The organism is Cupriavidus sp. SS-3 (assembly GCF_035818815.1).
GTDB lineage: Bacteria > Pseudomonadota > Gammaproteobacteria > Burkholderiales > Burkholderiaceae > Cupriavidus > Cupriavidus taiwanensis_C.
On the sequence record NZ_JAYLVT010000007.1, the window covers coordinates 204779 to 226991 of the forward strand.

The window sequence follows — 22213 nt, forward strand, 5'->3', positions numbered from 1 at the left end:
GGGGCACTGATCTGCTGATTGCCTGCCGTGGCGCAATGCCTTGCGCCGCGCCCCGCCGCATTGCCTGCTTGTCGCAATCTGCGTTGGGGATTCCATGCATAAATTCTTCATCTCCGTGGTGGCGTCGGCGTTGCTGATGCCGGCGGCCCATGGCCAGCCCGCGCCGGCCGACCTGCGCGCGCTGTTCGATGCCGCCTGGGAGCGCTCCGTCGCCTTCCAGGCCACCGAGGGGCGGCGCCTGGAGGCGGCGGCCAGCCGGGTCCAGGCTGATTCGCTGATCGCGGGGCCGCCCACGCTCGGCCTGCTGCACCGTGACGACCGCTGGACGGAGCAGCGCGGCGTGCGCGAGAGCGAGGTCCAGCTGGGCGTGCCGGTGTGGCTGCCAGGCCAGCGCGCGGCACGCGGCGAGCTGGCCGACGCCCAGGCGGCCGAGGCCGAGGCCGGCGTCGCGCTGGCGCGGCTGAATCTTGCCGCGGAAGTCCGCGAGCGCGTCTGGCAACTGGCCGCCGCGGAAGGCGAGCGCGAGGTGATGCGTCGACGCGCAGGGATCGCCGCGTCGCTGCGCGACGATGTGCGCCGGCGCGTCAATGCGGGCGACCTGGCGCGCACCGACCTGCTGCTGGCGCAGCAGGACCACCTGGCGGCACAGGGGCTGCTCGCCGACAGCGAGGCGCGCGTGGTCGAGGCCAGCGCGCGGCTGCTGCAAGCCACCGGCGTTGCCGCGCTGCCGTCGCGGTACGACGAAGCGGCGGCGCCGCCGGGAGACCCGGGCGGCCTGGCCGCGAGCCATCCACGCCTGGAAGCGGTGCAACAGGCCGTGCTGCGCAGCGAACGCCAGCTGGGCTACCTGCGCAAATCGCGCCGCGACCCGCCGGAAGTCGGCGTGATGTACCGCAACGACCGGGCCGGCGGCGGCATGCCCGGCGACCAGACCGTCGGCCTGTTCGTCAGGATCCCGTTCGCCACGGATGCGCGCAACCTGCCGCGCGAAGCCGCCGCGCAGACCGAGCTGATGACAGCCCGGGCCGAACTTGCGCGCACCGAACGCATGGTGCGCGCCGAGATCGACGCGGCGCAGGCCGCGCTGCGGCTGGCCGGGCAGCAGCTCAGCCTGACGCAAGAGCGCAGCGCCACGCTGTCCGAACGGTCAGCGCTGCTGCGCAAGACCTTCGATGCCGGCGAGATCGGCCTGCCGGAAGTGCTGCGCGCACAAAACCAGGCGCTGGAAGCCGAGGCCGACCTCGTGCGCCAGCGTGCCCGGCACGGCATCGCCATTGCCACCCTGAACCAGGCGCTCGGAGTCCTGCCATGATCCGCCAGTTGTTTCTTTCCCTGTTCCTGTCGCTCGCGCTCGCGGCGCCGGCGGCGCATGCCGGCCCCGGCGCGCACGGCCCCAATGGCGAGCACCTGGACGCGCCCGCCGGCACCGGCGCGGCGGCACACGCCCAGCCGACCATCGAAGCCCATACGGAAGCATTCGAACTGGTGGGCACCCTCTCCACGGACGAACTCTCGGTCATGGTCGACCGCTACGTCACCAACGAGCCGGTGCTCGACGGCACGCTCGAGGTCGAGTTCAACGGCATCAAGGCCCAGGGCAAGCTGCATGCCGATGCCGGCGACTATGCCTTTACCGACGAGAAGCTGCTGCTGGCGCTGCGCCAGCCCGGCCAGCATGCGCTGGTGTTTACGCTCGTCACCGGCAATGAGTCGGACCTGATCGAGGGCACCCTGAACGTTGCCGCGGACGGACACGACCACGGCCTGGCGTGGTGGCAGGCGCGCTGGCCGTGGCTGGTCCTGCTTGCGGCGCTGCTTGCGGCAGCCGCGGCCTGGGGCGTGAAGCGCCGCGCTGGCAAGAGGAACGGAGGCATGGCGTGATGAAGACGACCCATATCGCGACCCATATCGCGACCCATATCGCGACCCATATCGCAACCCTGGTGATTGCGCTGACCGCCTGGTCAACCTTGCCGGCGCTGGCCGGACCCGGCGCGCACGGCCCGAATGGCGAACACCTCGATGCACCGGCCGCGGTGCCGGTCGGCGGCGGCCTCGTCCGGCTGGCGGACGGCAGTGTCCAGGTGCCCAAGCTGGCACAGCGCCGCATGGGCATACGGACTGCGATGCCGCAGCAGGCCGTACACCCCGTGACGGTGGAGCTGAACGCCGTCGTGGCGATCGATCCGAACGCGGGCGGGCGCCTGCAGGCGGGCCACCCGGGCTGGATCGAACCGCCGCCGGGCGGCTTTCCCGTGCTGGGGCAGCGTGTCGCCAAGGGCCAGGTGCTGGCCGTGCTGCGCCACAAGAGCGAGCCCTTCGACATCGGCAACCAGCAGGCACAGTTCGCCAACCTGGGCGCCAGCCTGAAGCTGGCACGGCAGCGGCTGCAGCGGCTGGAGTCGCTGCCGGACAGCATTCCGCGCAAGGAAATCGAAGCCGCCCGCGCCGAGGTCCAGAGCCTGTCCGGCCAGCGCGATGCGGTCGGCAAGAGCCTGCACCAGACCGATACGCTGACCGCGCCGGCCAGCGGCGTGATCGCCAGCGCCAATGTGCTGGCAGGGCAGGTGGTTGCCGCCGGGGACGTGCTGTACGAGGTGGTCGATCCCGCCCGCCTGCTGATCGAGGCCAGCAGCGCGGACAGTTCGCTGGCCAGCCATATCCAGGGCGGTGCCCTGGCCAGCGGCACCGGCGCCAAGCTGGAATTCGTTGGCGCCGGCCGCAGCCTGAAGAAAGGCGCGGTGCCGCTGACGTTCCGGCTGACCGGCAACGACGTGCCGCTGGCCGTCGGCCAGCCCGTGACCGTGGTCGCGACGCTGAGCGATACCGTCCGCGGCATCGCGCTGCCGAGCGAGGCGCTGGTGCGCAATGCCAGCAACCTGCCGGTGGTGTGGATCAAGTCCGGCGCGCAGCGCTTTATCGCGCAGCCGGTCGAGGCGCGCGTGCTCGATGCGCGCACCGTGGTCGTGGTCGGCGGACTGTCGCCGGAGAACCGGGTGGTGGTGTCCGGCGCGGCGCTGATCAACCAGATCCGCTGAGGGGCGCGCATGTTTAACTGGACCGTTCGCGCCAGCCTGGGCAACCGGCTGCTGGTACTGGCCTTCGCGCTGATCCTGATGGTCTACGGCGGCCTCACCGCATGGCGCACGCCGGTCGATGTGTTCCCGGACCTGAACAAGCCGCTGGTGACCGTGATCACCGAAGCGGGCGGCATGGCGCCGCAGGAAGTCGAGCTGCTGGTGTCGTTCCCGATCGAGACCGCGCTCAACGGCATGCCCGGCGTCACGCGGGTGCGCTCGGTGTCCGGCGTCGGCCTGTCCATTGTCTATGCGGAGTTCGACTGGGGCAGCGATATCTACCGCAACCGCCAGCTCGTGTCGGAACGGCTGGCGCTGGTGAAGGAGCAGTTGCCGGGCGGGCTCACGCCCGTCCTTGGTCCGGTCTCGTCGATCATGGGCGAGATCATGCTGATCGCCTTGCCGATCGATCCGGCGCGCGCCAGCCCGATGCAGGCGCGCGAGTATGCCGACTTCGTGCTGCGGCCGCGGCTGCTGTCGGTGCCCGGCGTGTCGCAGGTGATCCCGATCGGCGGCGAGGTGCGGCAATTGCGGGTCGAGCCCGATACCGCGCGCATGGCGCAATTCGGCGTGGCGCTGGCACAGGTGCAGGGTGCCTTGCGCGACTTCGCCGCCAATACCAGTGGCGGCTTCATCGACCTCAACGGCCGCGAATACCTGATCCGCAATCTCGGCCGCACCAACCGGCTCGACGACCTCAAGGGCCTGGCGGTTGCTTACAAGGACGGCGTGCCGGTGCTGCTGGAGCAGGTAGCCCAGGTACGCTACGCCGCTGCGCTCAAGCGCGGCGACGCCGGCTTCAACGGCAAGCCCGCGGTGATCGTCAGCGTGCAGAAGCAGCCCGCCGCCGACACGGTGCGCCTGACGCGCGACCTGGAAGCCGCGCTGGGTGAACTGAAGCAGGGGTTGCCGCAGGGGCTGTCCACGCCGCAGGTGCTGTTCCGCCAGGCCGACTTTATCGAGGCCTCGATCGGCAACGTGGTCGAGGCGCTGCGCGATGGCGCCATCATGGTGACGGTGATCCTGTTCGCGTTCCTGCTGAGCGCGCGCACGACCGCGATCTCCCTGGTGGCGATCCCGCTGTCGCTGGCCGTCTCCGCGCTGGCCTTCCACCTGCTGGGCCAGTCGATCAACGTGATGACGCTGGGGGGCCTGGCCATCGCCATCGGCGAACTGGTCGACGACGCCATCGTCGACGTGGAGAATATCCAGCGCCGGCTGCGGCAGCGTGCCGGCATGGACAGCCCGCCGCCGGTGCTGGAGACCATCTGGCGCGCCTCGGTCGAAGTGCGCTCCGGCATCGTCTATGCCACGCTGGTGGTGGTGCTGGTGTTCGTGCCGCTGTTTGCGCTGCCGGGGATCGAAGGGCGCCTGTTCGCGCCGCTGGGGATCGCCTACATCGTGTCGATCCTGGCGTCGATGCTGGTGTCGATGACGGTGACGCCGGTGCTGTCGTACTACCTGCTGCCGCGGATGAAGCGGCTCGACCATCCGGACAGTCCGCTGGTGGCATGGCTCAAGCGCACCGATGCCCGCATCCTGGACTGGTCGTTCCCGCGCGCGCGTGCGTTGCTCGCCGTGGCCGCCGTCGCGGTCGTGCTGGCGGCCGCCACCGTGCCGTGGATGCCGCGGGCCTTCCTGCCGGGCTTCAACGAGGGCTCGATGGTGATGTCGCTGATGCTCAATCCCGGCACCTCGCTGGCCGAAGCCAACCGCATCGGCGCGCTCGCGGAAACGCTGATCCGGCAAGTGCCGGAAGTGACGCGCGTCGGGCGCCGCACCGGCCGCGCCGAACTGGACGAACACGCGGAAGGCGTGCATGCCTCGGAGATCGACATCGACCTGAAGCCCTCCGGCCGCAGCCGGGAACAGGTCATGGCCGCGATCCGCGCGCAACTGGCCGGGCTGCCTGCGTCGGTGGCGATCGGCCAGCCGATTTCGCATCGGCTGGATCACCTGCTGTCCGGCGTGCGGGCGCAGATCGCGCTGAAGATCTATGGCGACGACCTCGATACGCTGCGCGGCCTGGCGGAGAACGTGCGTGGGCGCCTGGCGGCGATACCCGGCTTGGTCGACATCACGGTCGAGCGCCAGGTGCTGATTCCGCAGGTCAATGTGCGGCTCGACTATCGCAAGGCCGCGCAGTACGGCATCCCTGCCGGCGAGGCGCTGAAGGCGCTGCAGACCTTGTCCGACGGCACGCGCGTCACGCAGCTGATCGACGGCGTGCGCCGCCACGACCTGGTGGTGCGCCTGCCCGATAGCGGCCGTACGCCGCAGGACCTGTCCCGGGTCATGCTGGACTCGCCGCGCGGCGCGGTGCCGTTGTCGGCCATCGCCAGCGTGGAGGAGGGCGATGGCCCCAACCAGATCGGGCGCGAGAACGGCCGGCGGCGCATCGTGGTCTATGCCAATACCGACGGCTCCGATATGTCGCAGATCGTCGGCGCGGTGCGCGAAGCGGCGGCGCGTGCCGGATTGCCCGGTGGCTATTTCGTCAGCATCGAGGGCCAGTTCCAGGCGCAGGAGCAGGCCACGCGCCGCATCGTGCTGCTGTCCCTGGTGTCGCTGGCGCTGATCTATCTGGTGCTCTACTCGCGCTATCGCTCCGCCACCCTGACGCTGGTCATCATGGCCAATATACCGTTCGCCCTGATCGGCAGCGTGATCGCGATGTGGCTGGCGGGGCTGAGCCTGTCGGTGGCGTCGATGGTCGGCTTTATCACGCTGACCGGCATTGCCACGCGCAACGGCATCCTGAAGGTCAGCCACTACATCAACCTGTGCCGCTTCGAAGGCGAGACCTTCGGCATGCCGATGATCGTGCGCGGTTCGCTGGAGCGGCTGACGCCGGTGCTGATGACCGCGCTGGTGGCGGCGTTCGCACTGGTGCCCTTGCTGGTATCGGCCGACGCGCCGGGCAAGGAGATCCTGCATCCGGTCGCGGTGGTTATCTTTGGGGGGCTGGTCAGTTCGACCCTGCTCGATTCCATGCTGACGCCGCTGGCGTTCTGGCTGTTCGGGCGCCGCCCGCTGCAGCGCATCCTGTCGCAGCAGCCGGAGGACACTTACTGATTCACGGGCTTTGGCAGCGGCGCCCGCAAGCCGCTGCAGCAACGGAGTAGACGATGAAGAAACAGATCTCGGCCATGGTGTTTGCCGGCAGTCTCGCACTGTCCGGGTTTTCCGGCGTGGCCCTGGCGCACGGCGCTAAGCCCGCGCAATACGGCGGCATCGTGCAGGTCGCCAGCGACCTGCAGTTCGAACTGGTGAACCGGGATGGCGCGGTCACGATTTATGTCGACGACCATGACAAGAAGCTGCCCGTGGCCGGCGCCAGCGGCAAGCTGACGGTGTTGACCGGCACCCGCAAGACGGAAACGGCGCTGAACCCGAGTGCGGACAATGCGCTGGTTGCGGTCGACAAGCTGCAACTCACGGCCGGCTCCAAGCTGGTGGCGACGATCCGGTTTGCGGACGGCAAGACTGTCACGGCGCGCTTTGTGGCGAAATGACGGGCGCTCCCTTGACTCGCTGCGTTACTTGGTAACATTTGAAAGAATCGCCTGTTTCAAAAAAACTTCATGCTGAGCAGGAGGCGCCATGGACCGCCGCAAACTCATTCTGAATGGTGCGTATCTGGGTGTGGGCCTGGTCATGGCGCCGTTGCTGACCGTCGCTGCTGCATTGGCGCAACCCGCATCCAGTCCCGCGGCAAGGTCCGCCGCGACACCCGTTCAACGCAGCCGCGGACGTAAGGCCCGCATCTTCATCACTGGTTCGTCCGACGGTCTCGGTCATGCGGCGGCGCGGACGCTGCTCGGCGACGGGCATGAGGTCGTGGTGCACGTTCGCTCCCAGGCGCGGCTGCCCGCCGTCAGGGAGCTCGTGGAGCAGGGTGCCATCGCGACCATCGGCGACCTTTCCGACTTGGAGCAGACACGGGACCTGGCCCGGCAGGTCAACGCCATTGGCACGATGGACGCGGTGATCCACAACGCGGGGATCCTGTCAGGGCCCCAGGTCCTGATGGTCAACGTCGTCGCGCCGTACCTGCTCACGGCGCTGATCCGGCGCCCCAGGCGGCTGATCTACCTGAGCAGCAGCATGCACAAAGGTGGCCGGGTAAGTCTTGACCGCATCGACTGGTCCGGGCGTACCGGCACAGCTGGCTATTCGGAGAGCAAGCTTTTCATCACGACCCTGGCGGCAGCCGTGGCGCGGTTGTGGCCCGACGTCTACAGCAACGCAGTCGATCCGGGCTGGGTTCCCACCAAGATGGGTGGTGCGAATGCGCCAGACGACCTTCGGCTGGGACATCTGACCCAGGAGTGGCTGGCGACCAGCAACGATCCGCGGGCGCTAACCAGCGGAGGGTATTGGTACCACCAGCGGCTGCAGGAGCCGCACGCCCTCGTCCGCAACACGAAATTCCAGGATCGGTTGTTGGGCGAACTGGCCCGCGTGACAGGAACAAGACTGGTTTGATGCCAGATCCGGTGATCGAGCGTTCGCCTTACCCGTCACACAATCCACGGAGAAGTATTTCATCCGGCACAGCTTGTGGTGTCCCAGCATACGTACTTTCACCTAATGCTGCATTGCGTCAATTCTTTTGCTACAATCAGGGAAAACCCCATAAGGGTAATCCCGAAAGGAAGGACGCCATGAACACCCAATCCGATATCAAGCTGACCGATCAACTGGAACGCCACCTCATCGAGCGCGAGCTCGGCACGCAAAGCCTGGGCTTCGCCCATGACGTGAAGCGCGCCATCGCCACCGTGCAGTCGGTGATCGAGCGCCTGCAAAGCCAGGCCCGCAAGGCCAAGGTGGTCTACGCCAACGGCTGAGCCCTGGCGGCAGTACGGTAGTTGCGGCCCTTCCGGGCTGCGTTGAAGAACCGGCCATACGTGCGCCCGCCCGGGTGAACGCGGCCGGTTTTGCTTTGCCTGCGGCGTTGGAGTGCTTTGTGAGCAACTCTCACAAGGCTTGCCAGTGCTTTTCGTTTTGCCGCCGCGGCGGACAGGGCTATCTTGGATGCCTTTCCGGAGTCCCGTGCGCCCATGTCCCCGCTTGTGCTGCTGTGCCTGCTGATCACCTATGTGGTCTGGGGCACGACCTATCTGGCGATCCGCTTTACGCTGGAGAGCTTTCCGCCGCTGTTCATGATGGGCACGCGCTTCCTGTGCGCGGGCCTGTTGCTGGGCGCGTGGCTGGCATGGCGCGGCACGCCGATGCCGTCGGTGCGGCAGTTGCGACATTGCGCGGTGCCGGCTTTGTTCCTGCTGGTGGGCGGCATGGGACTCACTGCCATCGCCGAGCAGACGATTTCTTCGGGCGCCACCACGGTGATGATCGGGTCGATGCCGATCTTCGCGCTGATCTGGGGGGCGTGCTTCGGCAACCGGCCGAAGTGGTTCGAGTATGTGGCGATCGCCATTGGCAGCGCCGGCATCCTGGTGCTGACCGCGGGCGCGGAATTCCAGGTCAGTAGCGGCGGCGTGGTGGCGCTGTTGCTGGCGGTGGCGAGCTGGTCCTTCGGCTCGCAGCTGGCGCGCCGGCTCGACCTGCCGCCGGGGGCGGCGGCGTTTGCCGCGGAGATGGTGATCGGCGGCGCGGTGCTGATGGCGCTGTCGCTGCTGCGGCAGGAGCCGTGGCCGTCTGCCGTCAGCGCGCAGGCCGGCTGGGCCTGGGTCTACCTGGTGGTGGCGGGGTCCCTGGTAGCCTTCTCCGCGTACATGTACCTGGTCTCGACGGTCAGCCAGACCCTGGCAGCAAGCTATGTCTACGTGAACCCGCCGGTGGCGCTGGCCATGGGCGCATGGCTGGGCGGCGAGCAGATCGCGCCGCAGACGCTGGGCGCGGTGGTGCTGATCCTGGTGGCGCTGACGGTGCTGAGCCTGGGCACGCTGCGCGCGGCGCGAACCCAGGCAGCCTGAGCGCGCCACGCCGCCGCGGGCGCTTGCGCTATCCCGCCTAGCGGCCCGACTGCTCCTGGATCCACAGCGACAGCCGGACCTTGTAGGCCTGCTGGATATGCCGGCGCGCGATCTGCTCGGCCAGCGTCGGATCACGCTGTTCCAGCGCTTCCACCAGCGAGATGTGTTCTTCGTACGAGCTGCGCGCACGCCCCGGCACCGCCAGCGTGGTGCGCCCGAGCAGTGCCATGGACTCGTGCAGCGAGCGCAGCGTCTTCAGCAGGTAGCGGTTGTGGGCGCAGCGGTGCAGGGTCTCATGGAACAGCCGGTTGTTCAGTGCAAGCCGGTCGGGATCGTCGGCGATGGCGAGGTCGCGCTCGACGATATCGCGCAGCAGCGAGATCTCGACGTCGGTGGCGTGGCGCGCGGCCAGCGCGGCGGCGGTGCCCTCCAGCACTTCGCGCATCACGTACAGCTCGCTGACCATGCTGGCATCGAGCTGCGTCACCATCATGCCGCGGTTGGGCTCGTTGACGACCAGGCCCTCGGATTCCAGCCTGGACAGCGCTTCACGCACCGGCGTGCGCGACAACCCCAGCGATTCGGCCAGTTCCACCTCGCGCAGCCGGGTGCCGGGGGAAAGCTGGCCGGCCTGGATGGCGGCGCGCAACTGCTGGTAGGCGCGCTCCGAGCGCGGGAGCGATGCAGCCTGGCCGCTGTCGGCGGCGCCGTTGAACTCTTGAGCAATCATGTGAGGCTGGCGGATGCGGTGTAACTGTCGTAGCCAGCCATCATACCCGCTCGCGCCCGCCTGACATCACGGTGTCGCAATACGGGGTAAAGGGCTGGCCCGGCGCCAGCCCCGCGCCGCCGGGGGCGTCAGCCCGCCGGCGACTGGAACGGGTGGTACTGGTACAGCCAGGTTTCCGACAGCGGCTTGCCGTTCAGGCGCAGGAACAGCCGCAGGTCGACCGGCTGGGCGCCCTCGGTGGTCAGGTCGAACTGGGCCCGCCAGTGCCCGGCCACGCCATTGGGCACGGCTTCGGTGAAGACATAGGAAAAACTGCCGCGCGAGGCGGTCAGCACGGCTTCGGGCTTGACGCCGAAGGGCAGTTTCTCCAGCGGCGCACCCTTGAACTCGACCATGAACTTGCGCACGCCCTTGGGCCGCGGCTGGCCTGGCTGGCCGCCGTTGCCCAGGCGCGTGGCCACGCAGCGCGCCAGCGGCGACGGGTAGGGCTCGTCGGCCGCCCAGTGCAGCCGGTAGCGCAGGCGGTAGGTATTGCCGGCCTTGGCCGGCGCCTTCGGCACCCACATGGCGACGATATTGTCGTGGATCTCGTCGTCGGTGCGCAGCTCCACCAGCTGCACCGAGCCGGCGCCCCAGCCGTCGCGCGGCTCCACCCACAGGCTGGGGCGGCGGTCGTAATTGACGCCGTCCTGGTAGTGGTCGAACAGCCGGTCGCGCTGCAGCAGCCCGAAGCCCTTCGGGTTGTCGTCGGAGAAGGCCGAGGCGGTGGTCTGCGGCGGGTTGTTGAGCGGGCGCCAGATATGCTCGCCGGCGCCGTTCCACAGCGCCAGGCCGTCGGAGTCGTGCACTTCGGGGCGCCAGTCGACGGCGGTGCCCTTGATGCTTTCCGAGAACCAGTACATCGAGGTCAGCGGCGCCAGCCCAAGCCGCGCCACGTCCTTGCGCAGGAACAGCACGCACTCGACATCCATGATCACGGCCTTGGCGCGCTGCATGACGAAGCGGTAGGCGCCGGAAATGCTGGGCCCGTCCAGCAGCGCGTAGACCGTGACGGTGTCGCTGTTGCCCTCGGGGGTCTCGAACCAGAAGTGGGTGAAGGCCGGGAATTCTTCCTGCTTGCCCGCTTCGGCGACGTCGATGGCGATGCCGCGCGCGGACAGGCCATACTGGTACAGCTCGCCGATGGCGCGGAAATACGAGGCGCCGAGGAAGGCCACCCAGTCGTTCTTGCGCCAGTCGCGCGTTTTCTGCTCGCCCAGGCGGCTTTCCTGGAATCGGAAGCCGGCAAAGCCACTGCCCGGCGGCAGCTTGTGCGCGGGGCTGTCGGCCGGCATGTCGAAGTAGGCATCGTCATAGACGATCTCGCGCGCCTTGCCGGTGCCGCCCTTGGCGCGCTCGATCACATGCATGCGCACCGGGCTGCGGAAGTAGGTGCCGAGGTGGAAGAACGTGACCGGGAACTGGCCCGGGCCGCTGGCAAAGAGCGCGTCCTCGGTGCGGAAGCGGATCTTGCCGTGGGCGTCGTAGTCGATGCGGGACAGCACGTCTGCCGGTGGCGCGGGCGGCGGCGCGTAAGGCTTGCCGGCCAGCGCGCGGGCGCGCTCGATCAGGGCGTCGAAGCCAAACGGCTGGGCCTCGCCTAGCTTGATCCGGCTGGCCGCCAGTACCGATGGGGTAATGCCGAGGGCGGCAAGCGCCGCAGAGGCGGTGGCAGAGACCAGCAGGGTTCGGCGATTCATCATGTGGCGAAAGCGTCCTTTTATTGTCCGGGTTTGTGCAGAACTGTAAAAGACGCCGCCGCCGCGGAAAAGTTCGGACACCCTCTGTTACAGCGGGTGGCGCCAGCGCCTCACGGCACCTCGCGCACCTCGCTCGCGGCGCGGCGCTGGCGGCGCCGCTGCCGCGCCAGCATGTTCAGCCCCTCGACCGCCGCCGAGAACGCCATCGCCGTATAGATATAGCCCTTCGGCACGTGCGTGCCGAGGCCTTCGGCGATCAGCGTCATGCCGATCATCATCAGAAACGCCAGCGCCAGCATCACGATGGTGGGATTGCGGTTGATGAAGTTGGCCAGCGGCGTCGCCGCGAACAGCATCGCCATCACCGCCGCGATGACGGCCACGAACATGATCTGCACGTGTTCGGTCATGCCCACCGCGGTGATGATGCTGTCGATCGAAAACACCAGGTCCAGCACCAGGATCTGGCCGATGGCCGAGGCAAAGCTATGCACTGCCGTGGCCGTGCCGCCTTCCGCGGCTTCTTCGGCGGCGTTGACGTGCTGGTGGATTTCGCGCGTGGCCTTCCATACCAGGAAGCCGCCGCCCCCGATCAGGATCAGGTCGCGCCAGGACAGGCCATGGCCCAGCACGCTGAAGACCGGTTGGGTCAGCGTGACGATGAAGGCAATGGTAGCCAGCAGGCCCAGGCGCATCAGCAGCGCCAGGCTGATGCCGATCTTGCGGGCCTTCTCCCGCATCTCCAGCGGCAGCTTGTTGGTCAGGATCGAGATGAAGATCAGGTTGTCGATCCCAAGCACGATTTCCATGGCCACCAGCGTGGCCAGTGCCGCCCAGGCGGCGGGATCCTGCAGCAATGCCAACGTCGCTTCCATGAAGGCTCCGGAGTGATGGGAGGGCGCATGCAGGCTTCATGTTAGCGCAGCGTCGCTTGGCCGCGCAGCCTGTCACATAAAGATAAAGCGTACCTGCGCAGGTTGCCATGTGCTGCCATGGAATATAGTATGTGATATATCAAAAGATCCAATCGAGCCATCAAGGAGGCAGCATGAAAATCTGTATCTACGGCGCCGGAGCGATCGGCGGCTATGTCGGCGCGCAAATGGCGCGCGCTGGGGCAGAAGTCAGCTTCGTCGCGCGCGGACCCCACCTCGCGGCGATGCAGGAGCACGGCGTCAAGCTGCTGATCGACGGCGAGGAGCGCGTCGCTCGGGTGCGCTGCACCAGCGATCCGCATGAACTCGGGCACCAGGATTATGTGTTCATCACCCTCAAGGCGCATTCGGTGCCCGGGGTCGTAGACCAGATGCAGCCGCTGCTGGGTCCCGAAACGGCGATCGTGACCGGCGTCAACGGCATTCCTTACTGGTACTTTTACAAGCACGGCGGCGACCTGGCCGGGCGCACGCTGGAAAGCGTCGATCCGGGCGGGCGCCAGTGGCAACGCCTGGGCCCGGAGCGGGCCATCGGCTGCGTGGTCTATCCGGCCGCGGAAATCATCGCGCCGGGCGTGATCAAGCATGTCTACGGCAAGAAATTTCCGCTCGGTGAGCCGGATGGCAGCCGCTCCGCGCGCGTGACCCGGCTCAGCGAAATGATGATGGCCGCCGACCTGGAAGCTCCCGTGCGCGACAATATCCGCGACGAGATCTGGCTCAAGCTGTGGGGCAACCTGTGCTTCAACCCGATCAGCGCGCTGACCCACGCCACGCTGGATGTCATTACCGCCGATCCGGCCACGCGCGCGCTGTCGCGCCAGATGATGGTGGAGGCGCAGGGCATCGCCGAGCGCTTCGGGGTGAAGTTCCGCGTCGACGTGGAGCGGCGCATCAACGGCGCCGGCGCCGTCGGCGCGCACAAGACCTCGATGCTGCAGGACCTGGAGGCGGGGCGGGCCATGGAAATCGACCCGCTGCTGACGGTGGTGCAGGAAATGGGGCGGCTGGTGGGTGCGCCGACTCCGATGTGCGACGCCGTGCTGGGGCTGATCAAGCAGCGCGATGCGATGGCGAAGCTCGCCGCCTGAGCAGTACGGGACGCCGCCGGGTCGGGCGTTCCCCCGCAGCGCGAGCCGGGCGGCAACGTGACGCACGCCCGGCTTGCAAAGTCCGAAGGCAGGGCGATTGTGATATACCATATACGACAGGCCGCGCACCGCTTCTGTGCCGATGCATAGGAACCGCGCATCGTTTGATGCGCTTTCATAATGGATCCGGCGTTTTTGCTAAGCTGTGCAGCAATGCGGCGGGCAGCCATTCCGGCCGCCCGGCCGCCGGTCTCACACGAGCACATCCATGTCTGCGCAAAGCCAATCCATCGTCCAGCCCAACGGGCTGTCCCTGTCGGTACAACCGATCAACGCCGGCGCCAGCCTGCGCGACCAGGCCTATGCCATGTTGCGGCAGGCCATTGCCGACGCCGACATCTACCAGTCGCGCGACGAGATCCGGCTGGACGAGCGCGTGCTGAGCGAGGCCATGGGCGTCAGCCGCACGCCGATCCGCGAGGCCATGACGTTGCTGGAGCAGGAGGGCTTCCTGCGCACGGTACCGCGACGTGGCATCTACATCATGCGCAAGACCAAGCGCGAGATCGTCGAGATGATCCAGATGTGGGCCGCGCTGGAAAGCATGGCGGCGCGCCTGGCCACCGAGAACGCCACCGACGCCGAGATCGCGCAACTGCGCAGCATGTTCGACAGCTTCCGCGACTCCACGCCGGCCGAGCATATCGAAGAGTATTCCGACGCCAACATTGTGTTCCACCAGGCGATCGTGCAGTTGTCGAAGTCGCAGATCATCATGGACACGATCCGCAATATCTTTATCCACGTTCGCGCGATCCGGAAGATGACCATCTCGCAGAGCGATCGCGCGGCCCGGTCCATCGTCGACCACCTGCGCATCATCGAGGCGCTGGAGAGGCGCGACACCGAACTCGCGGAGCGGTTGGTGCGGCAGCATTCGCTGGACCTCGCGGACTACGTGGAGAAGCACTGCGATTTCCTGGACTGAAGCAGCCAGCAATCCGGTGCAAGAGACGGCGGACTTCGGTCCGCCGTTTTGCTTTCTGGCGAGGATTTGCTTGAACGACGCCATTTCGCTAAATGGTGTGTGATATATCAATGTGAAAAGGCAAGCCGCCTTTATGTCATCGCGCTACTGAAAACGCCGGTCTTTATGCCTTGCGCGCCTGGATGGCGGCTCTCTGCTGCGTCGCATCGTCGATATTTACGCCGGAAGCGCCAAACTCCTCTTGCTCTCTTCTGATATATCACATACCGTATGTCATCAGAGACTACAAATAGCGGAAGAGGAGACCCTTCGCAATGGAAACCAAAGCCCTGCAAGGAGTGCGCATCCTGGACATGACCCACGTCCAGGCGGGCCCGTCGGCGACGCAGTTGATGGCGTGGCTGGGCGCGGACGTGATCAAGGTGGAGATGCCGGGACGCGGCGACATCACGCGCAGCCAGCTGCGCGACGTGCCGAACGCCGACAGCCTGTACTTCACCATGCTGAACTCCAACAAGCGCAGCCTGACGCTGAACATGAAGACGCCCGAAGGCAAGGCGCTGCTCGAAGACCTGATCCAGCGCAGCGACGTGCTGATCGAGAACTTCGGCCCGGGCGTGCTGGCGCGCGCGGGCTTCGACTGGGACCACATGCAGGACCTGAATCCGCGACTGGTCTACGCCTCGATCAAGGGCTTTGGCCCGGGCCCGTACGCGGACTGCAAGGCCTATGAAAACGTGGCGCAGTGCATGGGCGGCTCGGCTTCGACCACGGGCGACGCCGACGGCGTGCCCACGGTGACCGGCGCGCAGATCGGCGACTCCGGCACCGGTGTGCATGCCGTGGTCGGCATCCTGGCCGCGCTGCTGCATCGCGAGCACACCGGCCGCGGCCAGCGCGTGGAAGTGGCGATGCAGGACGCGGTCCTGAACCTGTGCCGGGTCAAGCTGCGCGACCAGCAGCGCCTGGCCAACGGCCCGCTGCGCGAGTATCCCAACCAGGAGTTCGGCGACCACGTGCCGCGCGCGGGCAATGCGTCGGGCGGCGGGCAGCCGGGCGCGGCGCTGCGCTGCGCCCCGGGCGGTCCCAACGACTATGTCTACGTCATCATCCAGCCGCAGGGCTGGGAGCCGCTGATGCGCCTGTGCGGGCGCGAGGATCTGATCACCAACCCGGACTACGCCACGCCGGAAGCGCGCCTCAAGCACCTGGCCGACTGCTTCGCCGTGATCGAGAAATGGACGCGCAGCCTCAGCAAGTTCGAGGTGATGGCGGCGCTGAACGAGGTCGATGTGCCGTGCGGCCCGATCCTGTCGATGAAAGACCTGATCGAGGACGAGTCGCTGTACCAGCGCGGCTACCTGGTGGAACTGGAGCATCCGCAGCGCGGCAACTACGTGCAGCTGGGCTGCCCGATCACGCTGTCGGCCTCGCCGGTGCAGGTGGAACGCTCGCCGCTGCTGGGCGAGCACACCGAGGAGATCCTCGAGTGGCTCGGCCGCACCCCGGCGCAGATCGCCGCGATGAAGCTGGCCGGCGCGGTATGAGCGCATGAGCCCGGCCTGATGTCATTCCCGTCATTCCCGCGCGTGCGGGAATGACCCGCGGCGGCCGCGCGCCGTCATGCCTCTCCCTTTTCCGAAGATCCCTGAACCGACATCGGCGCAGGCGGGGCCTCGCTTTGCCCGCGCAAGGAGCATGCTGTGCAAACCTGGATACGTTTCCGCCGCGCCGACGGCAGCATCGGCCATGGCCGCCTGGATGAGGCCAACCCCAACCGCGTCGTCGAATATGACCGCGACGGCTTTGACAACCCCAGTCCCACCGGCGCCGTGCACGACCGCGCCGCGCTGACGCTGCTGGCACCGTGCGCGCCGGGCAAGGTGGTGGCGCTGTGGAACAACTTCCACGCGCTCGCGCGCAAGCTGGAAAAGCCGGTGCCGACGCACCCGCTGTTCCTGATCAAGCCGGCCTCGTCGCTGGCCGGGCCCAACGACGCCGTGCAGCGCCCCAAGAGCTATGACGGCAAGATCGTCTATGAGGGCGAGCTGGGCATCGTCATCGGCAAGAAGGCGCGCAACGTGACGGTGGCGGAGGCCGGCGCGCATATCTTCGGCTACACCATCGTCAACGACGTGACCGCGGCCGAGCTGATCACGGCCGATCCCAATTTCCCGCAATGGACCCGCGCCAAGGGCTTCGACACCTTCGGCTGCATCGGCCCGGCCATCGTCACCGGCTTCCAGTGGAAGGGCGCCAGCGTGGTCACGCGGCTGGACGGGGTGGAGCGGCAGAACTATCCGCTGTCGGACATGATCTTCTCGCCCGAGGAGCAGGTCAGCCGCATCTCGCAGGACCTGACGCTGATGCCGGGCGATGTGATTGCCGTCGGCACTTCGCTGGGCGTGGGTTCGATGAAGGACGGCGCCGTGGTCGAGGTGTCGATCGCCGGCATCGGCTCGCTGGTCAACCACGTGCGCGGCTGAGCCGGCGCCCATTCCTTTCCTGAAACGGTGAATGCCATGCCAATGACGATCGGTGTGCCGCGCGAGGTCCACCCGGGCGAGCGGCGCGTTGCCGCCACCCCGGACTCGGTCAAGGAACTGCTCAAGCTCGGCTACCAGGTGGTAGTGGAGACCGGCGCCGGGCTGGAAGCGTCGTTCTCGGACGACGACTACCGCGCCGCCGGCGCGGCCATTGTCGATGCGGCCAGCCTGTGGGCCTCGGTCGACGTGGTGGTCAAGGTGCGCCCGCCGCAGGTCCATCCCAGCCTGGGGGTGGAAGAGGCGGCGCTGCTGAAGAAGCATGCCACGCTGATCGGCTTTGTCTGGCCCGCGCAGCAGATGCCGATGCTGGAGCGGCTGGCGCAGCGCGGGGCCACGGTGCTGGCGATGGACTGCGTGCCGCGCATCTCGCGCGCGCAGAAGCTGGATGCGCTCAGCTCGATGGCGAACATGGCCGGCTACCGCGCGGTGATCGAGGCCGCCCATGCCTTCGGCCGGCCCTTTGCCGGGCAGATCACCGCCGCCGGCAAGATCCCGCCGGCGCGGGTGCTGGTGATCGGCGCGGGCGTGGCGGGGCTGGCGGCGATCGGCGCGGCGCGCAGCCTGGGGGCGGTGGTGCGCGCCTTCGATACGCGGCCGGTGGTGCGCCAGCAGATCGAGAGCCTGGGCGCGGAGTTCCTCACGGTCGAGATCGAAGAAGATGGCAGCGGCAGCGGCGGCTATGCCAAGGAAATGAGCCCGGCCTTCATCGAAGCGGAGATGCGCCTCTTTGCCGAGCAGGCGCGCGAGGTCGACATCATCATCACCACCGCGCTGATCCCGGGCAAGCCGGCGCCCAGGCTGCTGGAGGCCGGCACCGTCGGGCTGATGCGCGCCGGCAGCGTGGTGGTCGACCTGGCCGCCGAGCAGGGCGGCAACTGCGTGCTGACCGTGCCGGGCGAAAGCGTGCGCCGCGACGGCGTCACCATCATCGGCTACACCGACCTGCCCAGCCGCATGGCGGCGCAGGCGAGCCAGCTCTATGGCACCAATATCCGCCACCTGCTGAGCGAGCTGACGCCGGGCAAGGACGGCCAGCTGGTGGTGGACATGGACGACGAGATGATCCGCGGCGCGACCGTGCTGCACCAGGGCGCGGTGACCTGGCCGCCACCGCCGCTGACGGTGGCGGTGCCGCAGCAGCAGGCGCCGGCGGAGGTCCCGGCGCCGGCCGAAGCCGCGCCGCCGCGCAGCCGCACCGGCACGACGCTGATTGCCCTGGCACTGGCGGCCGCTGCGCTGCTCGGACTGGGGGCGGTCGCGCCACCGGCCTTCATGGCGCATTTCACGGTGTTCGTGCTGGCTATCTTCGTCGGCTACCAGGTGGTGTGGAACGTGACCGCGGCGCTGCACACGCCGCTGATGAGCGTGACCAATGCCATCAGCGGGATCATCGTGGTGGGGGCGCTGGTGCAGCTGGGCAAGCCGTCGCTGCTGACGGCGGTGATCGCCGGCTGCGCGGTGCTGGTGGCCACCATCAATATCGCCGGGGGCTTCCTGGTGACGCAGCGCATGCTGAAGATGTTCCAGCGCGACTAAGGCCAGGGAGAGAACCATGCCATCCGGAATCAGCAATATTGCTTACCTCGCCGCCAGTGCGCTGTTTATCCTCAGCCTGAGCGGGCTGAGCCATCCTGCCACCGCCCGGCGCGGCAACATGCTCGGCATCGCCGGCATGGTGATCGCGGTCATGACCACGGTGCTGGCGGGCAGTCCCGACGGCATCGCCATCATCATCGTCGCGATGGTGGTGGGGGGCATTGCCGGGGCCATGCTGGCCCGGCGCGTGGAGATGACGCAGATGCCGCAGCTGGTGGCGGTGCTGCACAGCTTCGTCGGCCTGGCCGCGGTGCTGGTCGGCTATGCCAACTACCTGGAACCGACCACGCTGGCCGGCGCCGAAAAGGCGATCCATGAGGTCGAGACTTACCTCGGCATCCTGATCGGCGCGGTCACCTTTACCGGATCGATCATCGCCTTCCTGAAGCTGCAGGGCACCATGGGCGGCAAGCCGATGCTGCTGCCGGGGCGACACGTCTTCAACGCCGGCGCGCTGCTGGTGTGCGTGTGGCTGGGCTATGCCTTCCTCAGCGCGCCGGATCCGCAGCAGGGACTGGTGCCGCTGGCGGCGATGACGGTGATCGCGCTGCTGGTCGGCGCGCACCTGGTGCTGGCGATCGGCGGCGCCGACATGCCGGTGGTGGTGTCGATGCTCAACAGCTACTCCGGCTGGGCGGCGGCGGCGACCGGCTTCATGCTGGGCAACGACCTGCTGATCATTACCGGCGCGCTGGTGGGGTCGAGCGGCGCCATCCTCAGCTACATCATGTGCAAGGCGATGAACCGCAAGTTCCTGTCGGTGATCCTGGGCGGCTTCGGCGCGGTGCAGGCCCAGGGCGCGGCGGCCGAGCAGGGCGAGGTGCTGCCGGTGTCGAGCGAGGAAGTGAGCAGCCTGCTCAAGGACGCCAACGAGGTCATCATCGTGCCGGGCTACGGCATGGCGGTGGCGCAGGCGCAGGGCACCATCAGCGAGATCGCGCGGCGGCTGCGCGCACAGGGGGTCAATGTCCGCTTCGGCATCCACCCAGTCGCCGGCCGCCTGCCGGGGCACATGAACGTGCTGCTGGCCGAGGCGCGGGTGCCATACGACATCGTGCTGGAAATGGAAGAGATCAACGACGACTTCGAGAAGGCCGACGTGGTGCTGGTGGTGGGCGCCAACGACATCGTCAACCCCGGCGCGCTGGAAGACCCCGCCAGCCCGATTGCCGGCATGCCGGTGCTGGAGGTGTGGAAGGCCAAGACCGTGGTGGTGTCCAAGCGCAGCATGGCGGCGGGCTACGCGGGCGTGGACAACCCGCTGTTCTACAAGGACAACACGCGCATGTGGTTTGGCGATGCCAAGGGCAGTGTCGATGCGCTGCTGCGGCAGCTGGAGGAAGTACCGGCCTGAGCGGCGCTGTAGCCGTACCGTCAGCTGGCTGGAAACGGTGTATGTGATATATCTGATGGCTGAAATCGCCTTTTAAGGCAATTTCAAATCGAACGTCTGCATTAGTGAGAAATGGGAATAATTAGCGTGGATTGAGGAATTACGCTGATTTACGCGCAGATCCAGCCTGGTTTGCTGCGGTGCACTGACGAAAGTTGGTCGAAGAGGTGGAAAATAACTTGCCGTTCTCTGATATATCACATACCGTATGTCATCAAGACCGGTCGAACCGAACCGGCACCGACCGCAGCAGGGCACAGCCCCCGCGCACCACGAACACAAGTCCAAAAGGAGACCAAGCATGTCGGAAGTCGTAGCGAAGCGGGCCCCAAGCACTCCCGCGGCAGCCTGAGTCACAAAAATTCCCACCCCAGTCAATTTGCATAGAAGGAAGCAACCATGGCAGAAGTCGGAAACGAGCTGCAGCGTCACGCCGCGGAAGAACATCAGGCACAAACCGATGGTTTTCATCTGGTCATCGACGCGCTGAAGCTGAACGGCATCGAAAACATCTACGGCCTGCCCGGCATTCCGGTCACCGATCTGGCCCGTCTGGCGCAGGCCAACGGCATGCGCGTCATCAGCTTCCGCCACGAGCAGAATGCCGGCAACGCCGCGGCGATTGCGGGCTTTCTGACGCAGAAGCCGGGCGTTTGCCTGACCGTCTCGGCGCCGGGCTTCCTGAACGGGCTGACGGCACTGGCGCATGCCACCACCAACTGCTTCCCGATGATCCTGATCAGCGGCTCGAGCGAGCGCGAGATCGTCGACCTGCAGCAGGGTGACTACGAAGAGATGGACCAGCTGGCCATCGCCCGTCCGCACGCCAAGGCGGCGTTCCGCGTGCTGCACGCGGAGGACATCGGCGTCGGCGTCGCGCGTGCGATTCGCGCCGCCGTGTCGGGCCGCCCGGGCGGCGTGTACCTGGACCTGCCGGCCAAGCTGCTGGGGCAGTCGCTGGAAGCCGAGAAGGGCAAGCAGTCGCTGATCAAGGTGGTGGACCCGGCGCCGCGCCAGCTGCCCGCACCGGACTCGGTCGAGCGTGCGGTCGCGCTGCTGAAGACCGCCAAGCGCCCGCTGATCCTGATCGGCAAGGGTGCCGCCTACGCACGCGCCGAGGCGGACCTGCGCAAGCTGGTCGAGAAGACCGGCATCCCGTACCTGCCGATGTCGATGGCCAAGGGCCTGCTGCCCGATACGCATCCGCAGTCGGCCTCGGCGGCGCGCTCCTATGTGCTGGCCGAAGCCGACGTGGTGCTGCTGGTCGGCGCCCGCCTGAACTGGCTGCTGTCGCACGGCAAGGGCAAGACCTGGGGCAAGCCCAAGCAATTCATCCAGGTCGACATCGCGCCGACCGAGATGGACAGCAATGTCGCCATCGCCGCGCCGGTGGTCGGTGACATCGGCTCGTGCGTAACGGCGCTGCTCGACAAGATCGGCAATGACTTCGCCAAGCCGGGCGCCGACTGGCTGAACGCGGTGGCGGACCGCAGGGACACCAACCTGGCCAAGATGGCCGAGACCCTGGCCAGGGCCAAGGATGCCGCACCGATGAACTTCCACGGCGCGCTGGCCGTGCTCAAGGACGTGGTCAAGGCCAACCCGGGCATCTCCTTCGTCAACGAAGGCGCCAACACGCTGGACTACGCCCGCGCCGTGATCGACATGTACGAGCCGCGCAAGCGCCTGGACGTAGGCACGTGGGGCGTGATGGGCGTGGGCATGGGCTACGCGGTGGCCGCCGCGGTCGAGACCGGCAAGCCGGTGCTGGCGCTGTGCGGCGACAGTGCCTTCGGATTCTCGGGCATGGAAGTCGAGACCATCTGCCGCTACAACCTGCCGGTCTGCATCGTCATCTTCAACAACAACGGCGTCTACAAGGGCATCGACAAGAACCCCACCGGCGGCACCGACCCCGCGGTCACGACCTTCGTCCCGGGCGCGCGCTACGACAAGATGATGGAAGCCTTCGGCGGTGTCGGTGCCAACGTCACCACGCCGGCGGAACTCGAGGCCGCGGTGAACGAAGCCCTGCGCTCGGGCAGGCCGACGCTGGTCAACGCCGTCATCGATCCGGCGGCAGGCACCGAAAGCGGCCGCCTGACCAACCTGAATCCGCAAAGCTCGGCCAAGAAGTAATCCACCCGAATTTCACCCCCTAATCCAATAGGAGACG

Annotated in this window: 18 protein-coding genes; 15 read left to right on the top strand and 3 right to left on the bottom strand. The window is 67.4% G+C overall.

Annotation, left to right across the window (positions count from 1 at the left end; genetic code table 11):
• The first annotated feature begins 94 nt into the window (after positions 1–94).
• From U9J39_RS13545 to U9J39_RS13580, 8 genes are all read left to right on the top strand, one after another.
• Positions 95–1312: a TolC family protein gene (locus tag U9J39_RS13545; RefSeq protein ID WP_326347284.1), complete on the top strand. Its 1218-nt coding sequence runs from the start codon at positions 95–97 to the stop codon at positions 1310–1312.
• Positions 1309–1881: a hypothetical protein gene (locus tag U9J39_RS13550; RefSeq protein ID WP_326347285.1), complete on the top strand. Its 573-nt coding sequence runs from the start codon at positions 1309–1311 to the stop codon at positions 1879–1881. The genes U9J39_RS13545 and U9J39_RS13550 overlap by 4 nt, the downstream gene beginning before the upstream one ends.
• Positions 1881–3038 carry an efflux RND transporter periplasmic adaptor subunit gene (locus tag U9J39_RS13555; protein WP_326347317.1) on the top strand — a complete coding sequence of 386 codons (1158 nt, stop codon included), beginning with the start codon at positions 1881–1883 and terminating at the stop codon, positions 3036–3038. Before U9J39_RS13550 ends, U9J39_RS13555 begins: the two co-directional genes overlap by 1 nt.
• A 9-nt stretch (positions 3039–3047) precedes the next feature.
• The gene (locus U9J39_RS13560) at positions 3048–6152 is read left to right on the top strand and encodes an efflux RND transporter permease subunit (protein WP_326347286.1); all 3105 of its coding nucleotides are present in this window, start codon (positions 3048–3050) and stop codon (positions 6150–6152) included.
• Between the two features lie 53 nt (positions 6153–6205).
• Entirely contained in the window at positions 6206–6592 is a 387-nt protein-coding gene (locus U9J39_RS13565; protein WP_326347287.1) for a hypothetical protein, read from the top strand.
• Between the two features lie 88 nt (positions 6593–6680).
• Positions 6681–7565 carry an SDR family NAD(P)-dependent oxidoreductase gene (locus tag U9J39_RS13570; RefSeq protein WP_326347288.1) on the top strand — a complete coding sequence of 295 codons (885 nt, stop codon included), beginning with the start codon at positions 6681–6683 and terminating at the stop codon, positions 7563–7565.
• A 179-nt stretch (positions 7566–7744) separates the two neighbouring features.
• Positions 7745–7930, top strand: coding sequence for a hypothetical protein (locus U9J39_RS13575; RefSeq protein ID WP_115713014.1), 186 nt, complete (start codon positions 7745–7747; stop codon positions 7928–7930).
• A gap of 213 nt (positions 7931–8143) precedes the next feature.
• Complete coding sequence (locus tag U9J39_RS13580; RefSeq protein ID WP_326347290.1) at positions 8144–9019, top strand: EamA family transporter; 876 nt, start codon at positions 8144–8146, stop codon at positions 9017–9019.
• 37 nt (positions 9020–9056) lie between these two features.
• On the opposite strand, the gene U9J39_RS13585 is transcribed toward U9J39_RS13580, so the two are convergent.
• The 3 genes from U9J39_RS13585 to U9J39_RS13595 all read right to left on the bottom strand — a co-directional run bounded on the left by U9J39_RS13585 (position 9057) and on the right by U9J39_RS13595 (position 12363).
• The gene (locus tag U9J39_RS13585) at positions 9057–9749 is read right to left on the bottom strand and encodes a GntR family transcriptional regulator (protein ID WP_115682711.1); all 693 of its coding nucleotides are present in this window, start codon (positions 9747–9749) and stop codon (positions 9057–9059) included.
• A 128-nt stretch (positions 9750–9877) separates the two neighbouring features.
• Positions 9878–11491, bottom strand: a complete 1614-nt coding sequence (locus U9J39_RS13590; RefSeq protein ID WP_326347291.1) for a glucan biosynthesis protein — start codon at positions 11489–11491, stop codon at positions 9878–9880.
• Positions 11492–11598: 107 nt separating this feature from the next.
• Positions 11599–12363, bottom strand: coding sequence for a TerC family protein (locus tag U9J39_RS13595; protein ID WP_115713017.1), 765 nt, complete (start codon positions 12361–12363; stop codon positions 11599–11601).
• A 173-nt stretch (positions 12364–12536) separates the two neighbouring features.
• Here U9J39_RS13595 and U9J39_RS13600 point away from each other — a divergent pair, with 173 nt between their 5' ends.
• The 7 genes from U9J39_RS13600 to oxc all read left to right on the top strand — a co-directional run bounded on the left by U9J39_RS13600 (position 12537) and on the right by oxc (position 22176).
• The gene (locus U9J39_RS13600) at positions 12537–13514 is read left to right on the top strand and encodes a 2-dehydropantoate 2-reductase (protein WP_116314584.1); all 978 of its coding nucleotides are present in this window, start codon (positions 12537–12539) and stop codon (positions 13512–13514) included.
• 268 nt (positions 13515–13782) lie between these two features.
• Positions 13783–14502, top strand: a complete 720-nt coding sequence (locus U9J39_RS13605) for a GntR family transcriptional regulator (RefSeq protein ID WP_115713019.1) — start codon at positions 13783–13785, stop codon at positions 14500–14502.
• 314 nt (positions 14503–14816) lie between these two features.
• Complete coding sequence (gene frc, locus U9J39_RS13610; protein ID WP_115682707.1) at positions 14817–16049, top strand: formyl-CoA transferase; 1233 nt, start codon at positions 14817–14819, stop codon at positions 16047–16049.
• A 156-nt stretch (positions 16050–16205) separates the two neighbouring features.
• On the top strand, positions 16206–16988 hold the full coding sequence (locus U9J39_RS13615; RefSeq protein WP_115713020.1) for a fumarylacetoacetate hydrolase family protein: 783 nt from the start codon (positions 16206–16208) through the stop codon (positions 16986–16988).
• Between the two features lie 36 nt (positions 16989–17024).
• Positions 17025–18584 carry a Re/Si-specific NAD(P)(+) transhydrogenase subunit alpha gene (locus U9J39_RS13620; protein ID WP_115713021.1) on the top strand — a complete coding sequence of 520 codons (1560 nt, stop codon included), beginning with the start codon at positions 17025–17027 and terminating at the stop codon, positions 18582–18584.
• 16 nt (positions 18585–18600) lie between these two features.
• Complete coding sequence (gene pntB / locus U9J39_RS13625; protein WP_326347292.1) at positions 18601–19998, top strand: Re/Si-specific NAD(P)(+) transhydrogenase subunit beta; 1398 nt, start codon at positions 18601–18603, stop codon at positions 19996–19998.
• A 438-nt stretch (positions 19999–20436) separates the two neighbouring features.
• Positions 20437–22176, top strand: coding sequence for an oxalyl-CoA decarboxylase (gene oxc, locus U9J39_RS13630; RefSeq protein ID WP_115713023.1), 1740 nt, complete (start codon positions 20437–20439; stop codon positions 22174–22176).
• Positions 22177–22213: the final 37 nt, after the last annotated feature.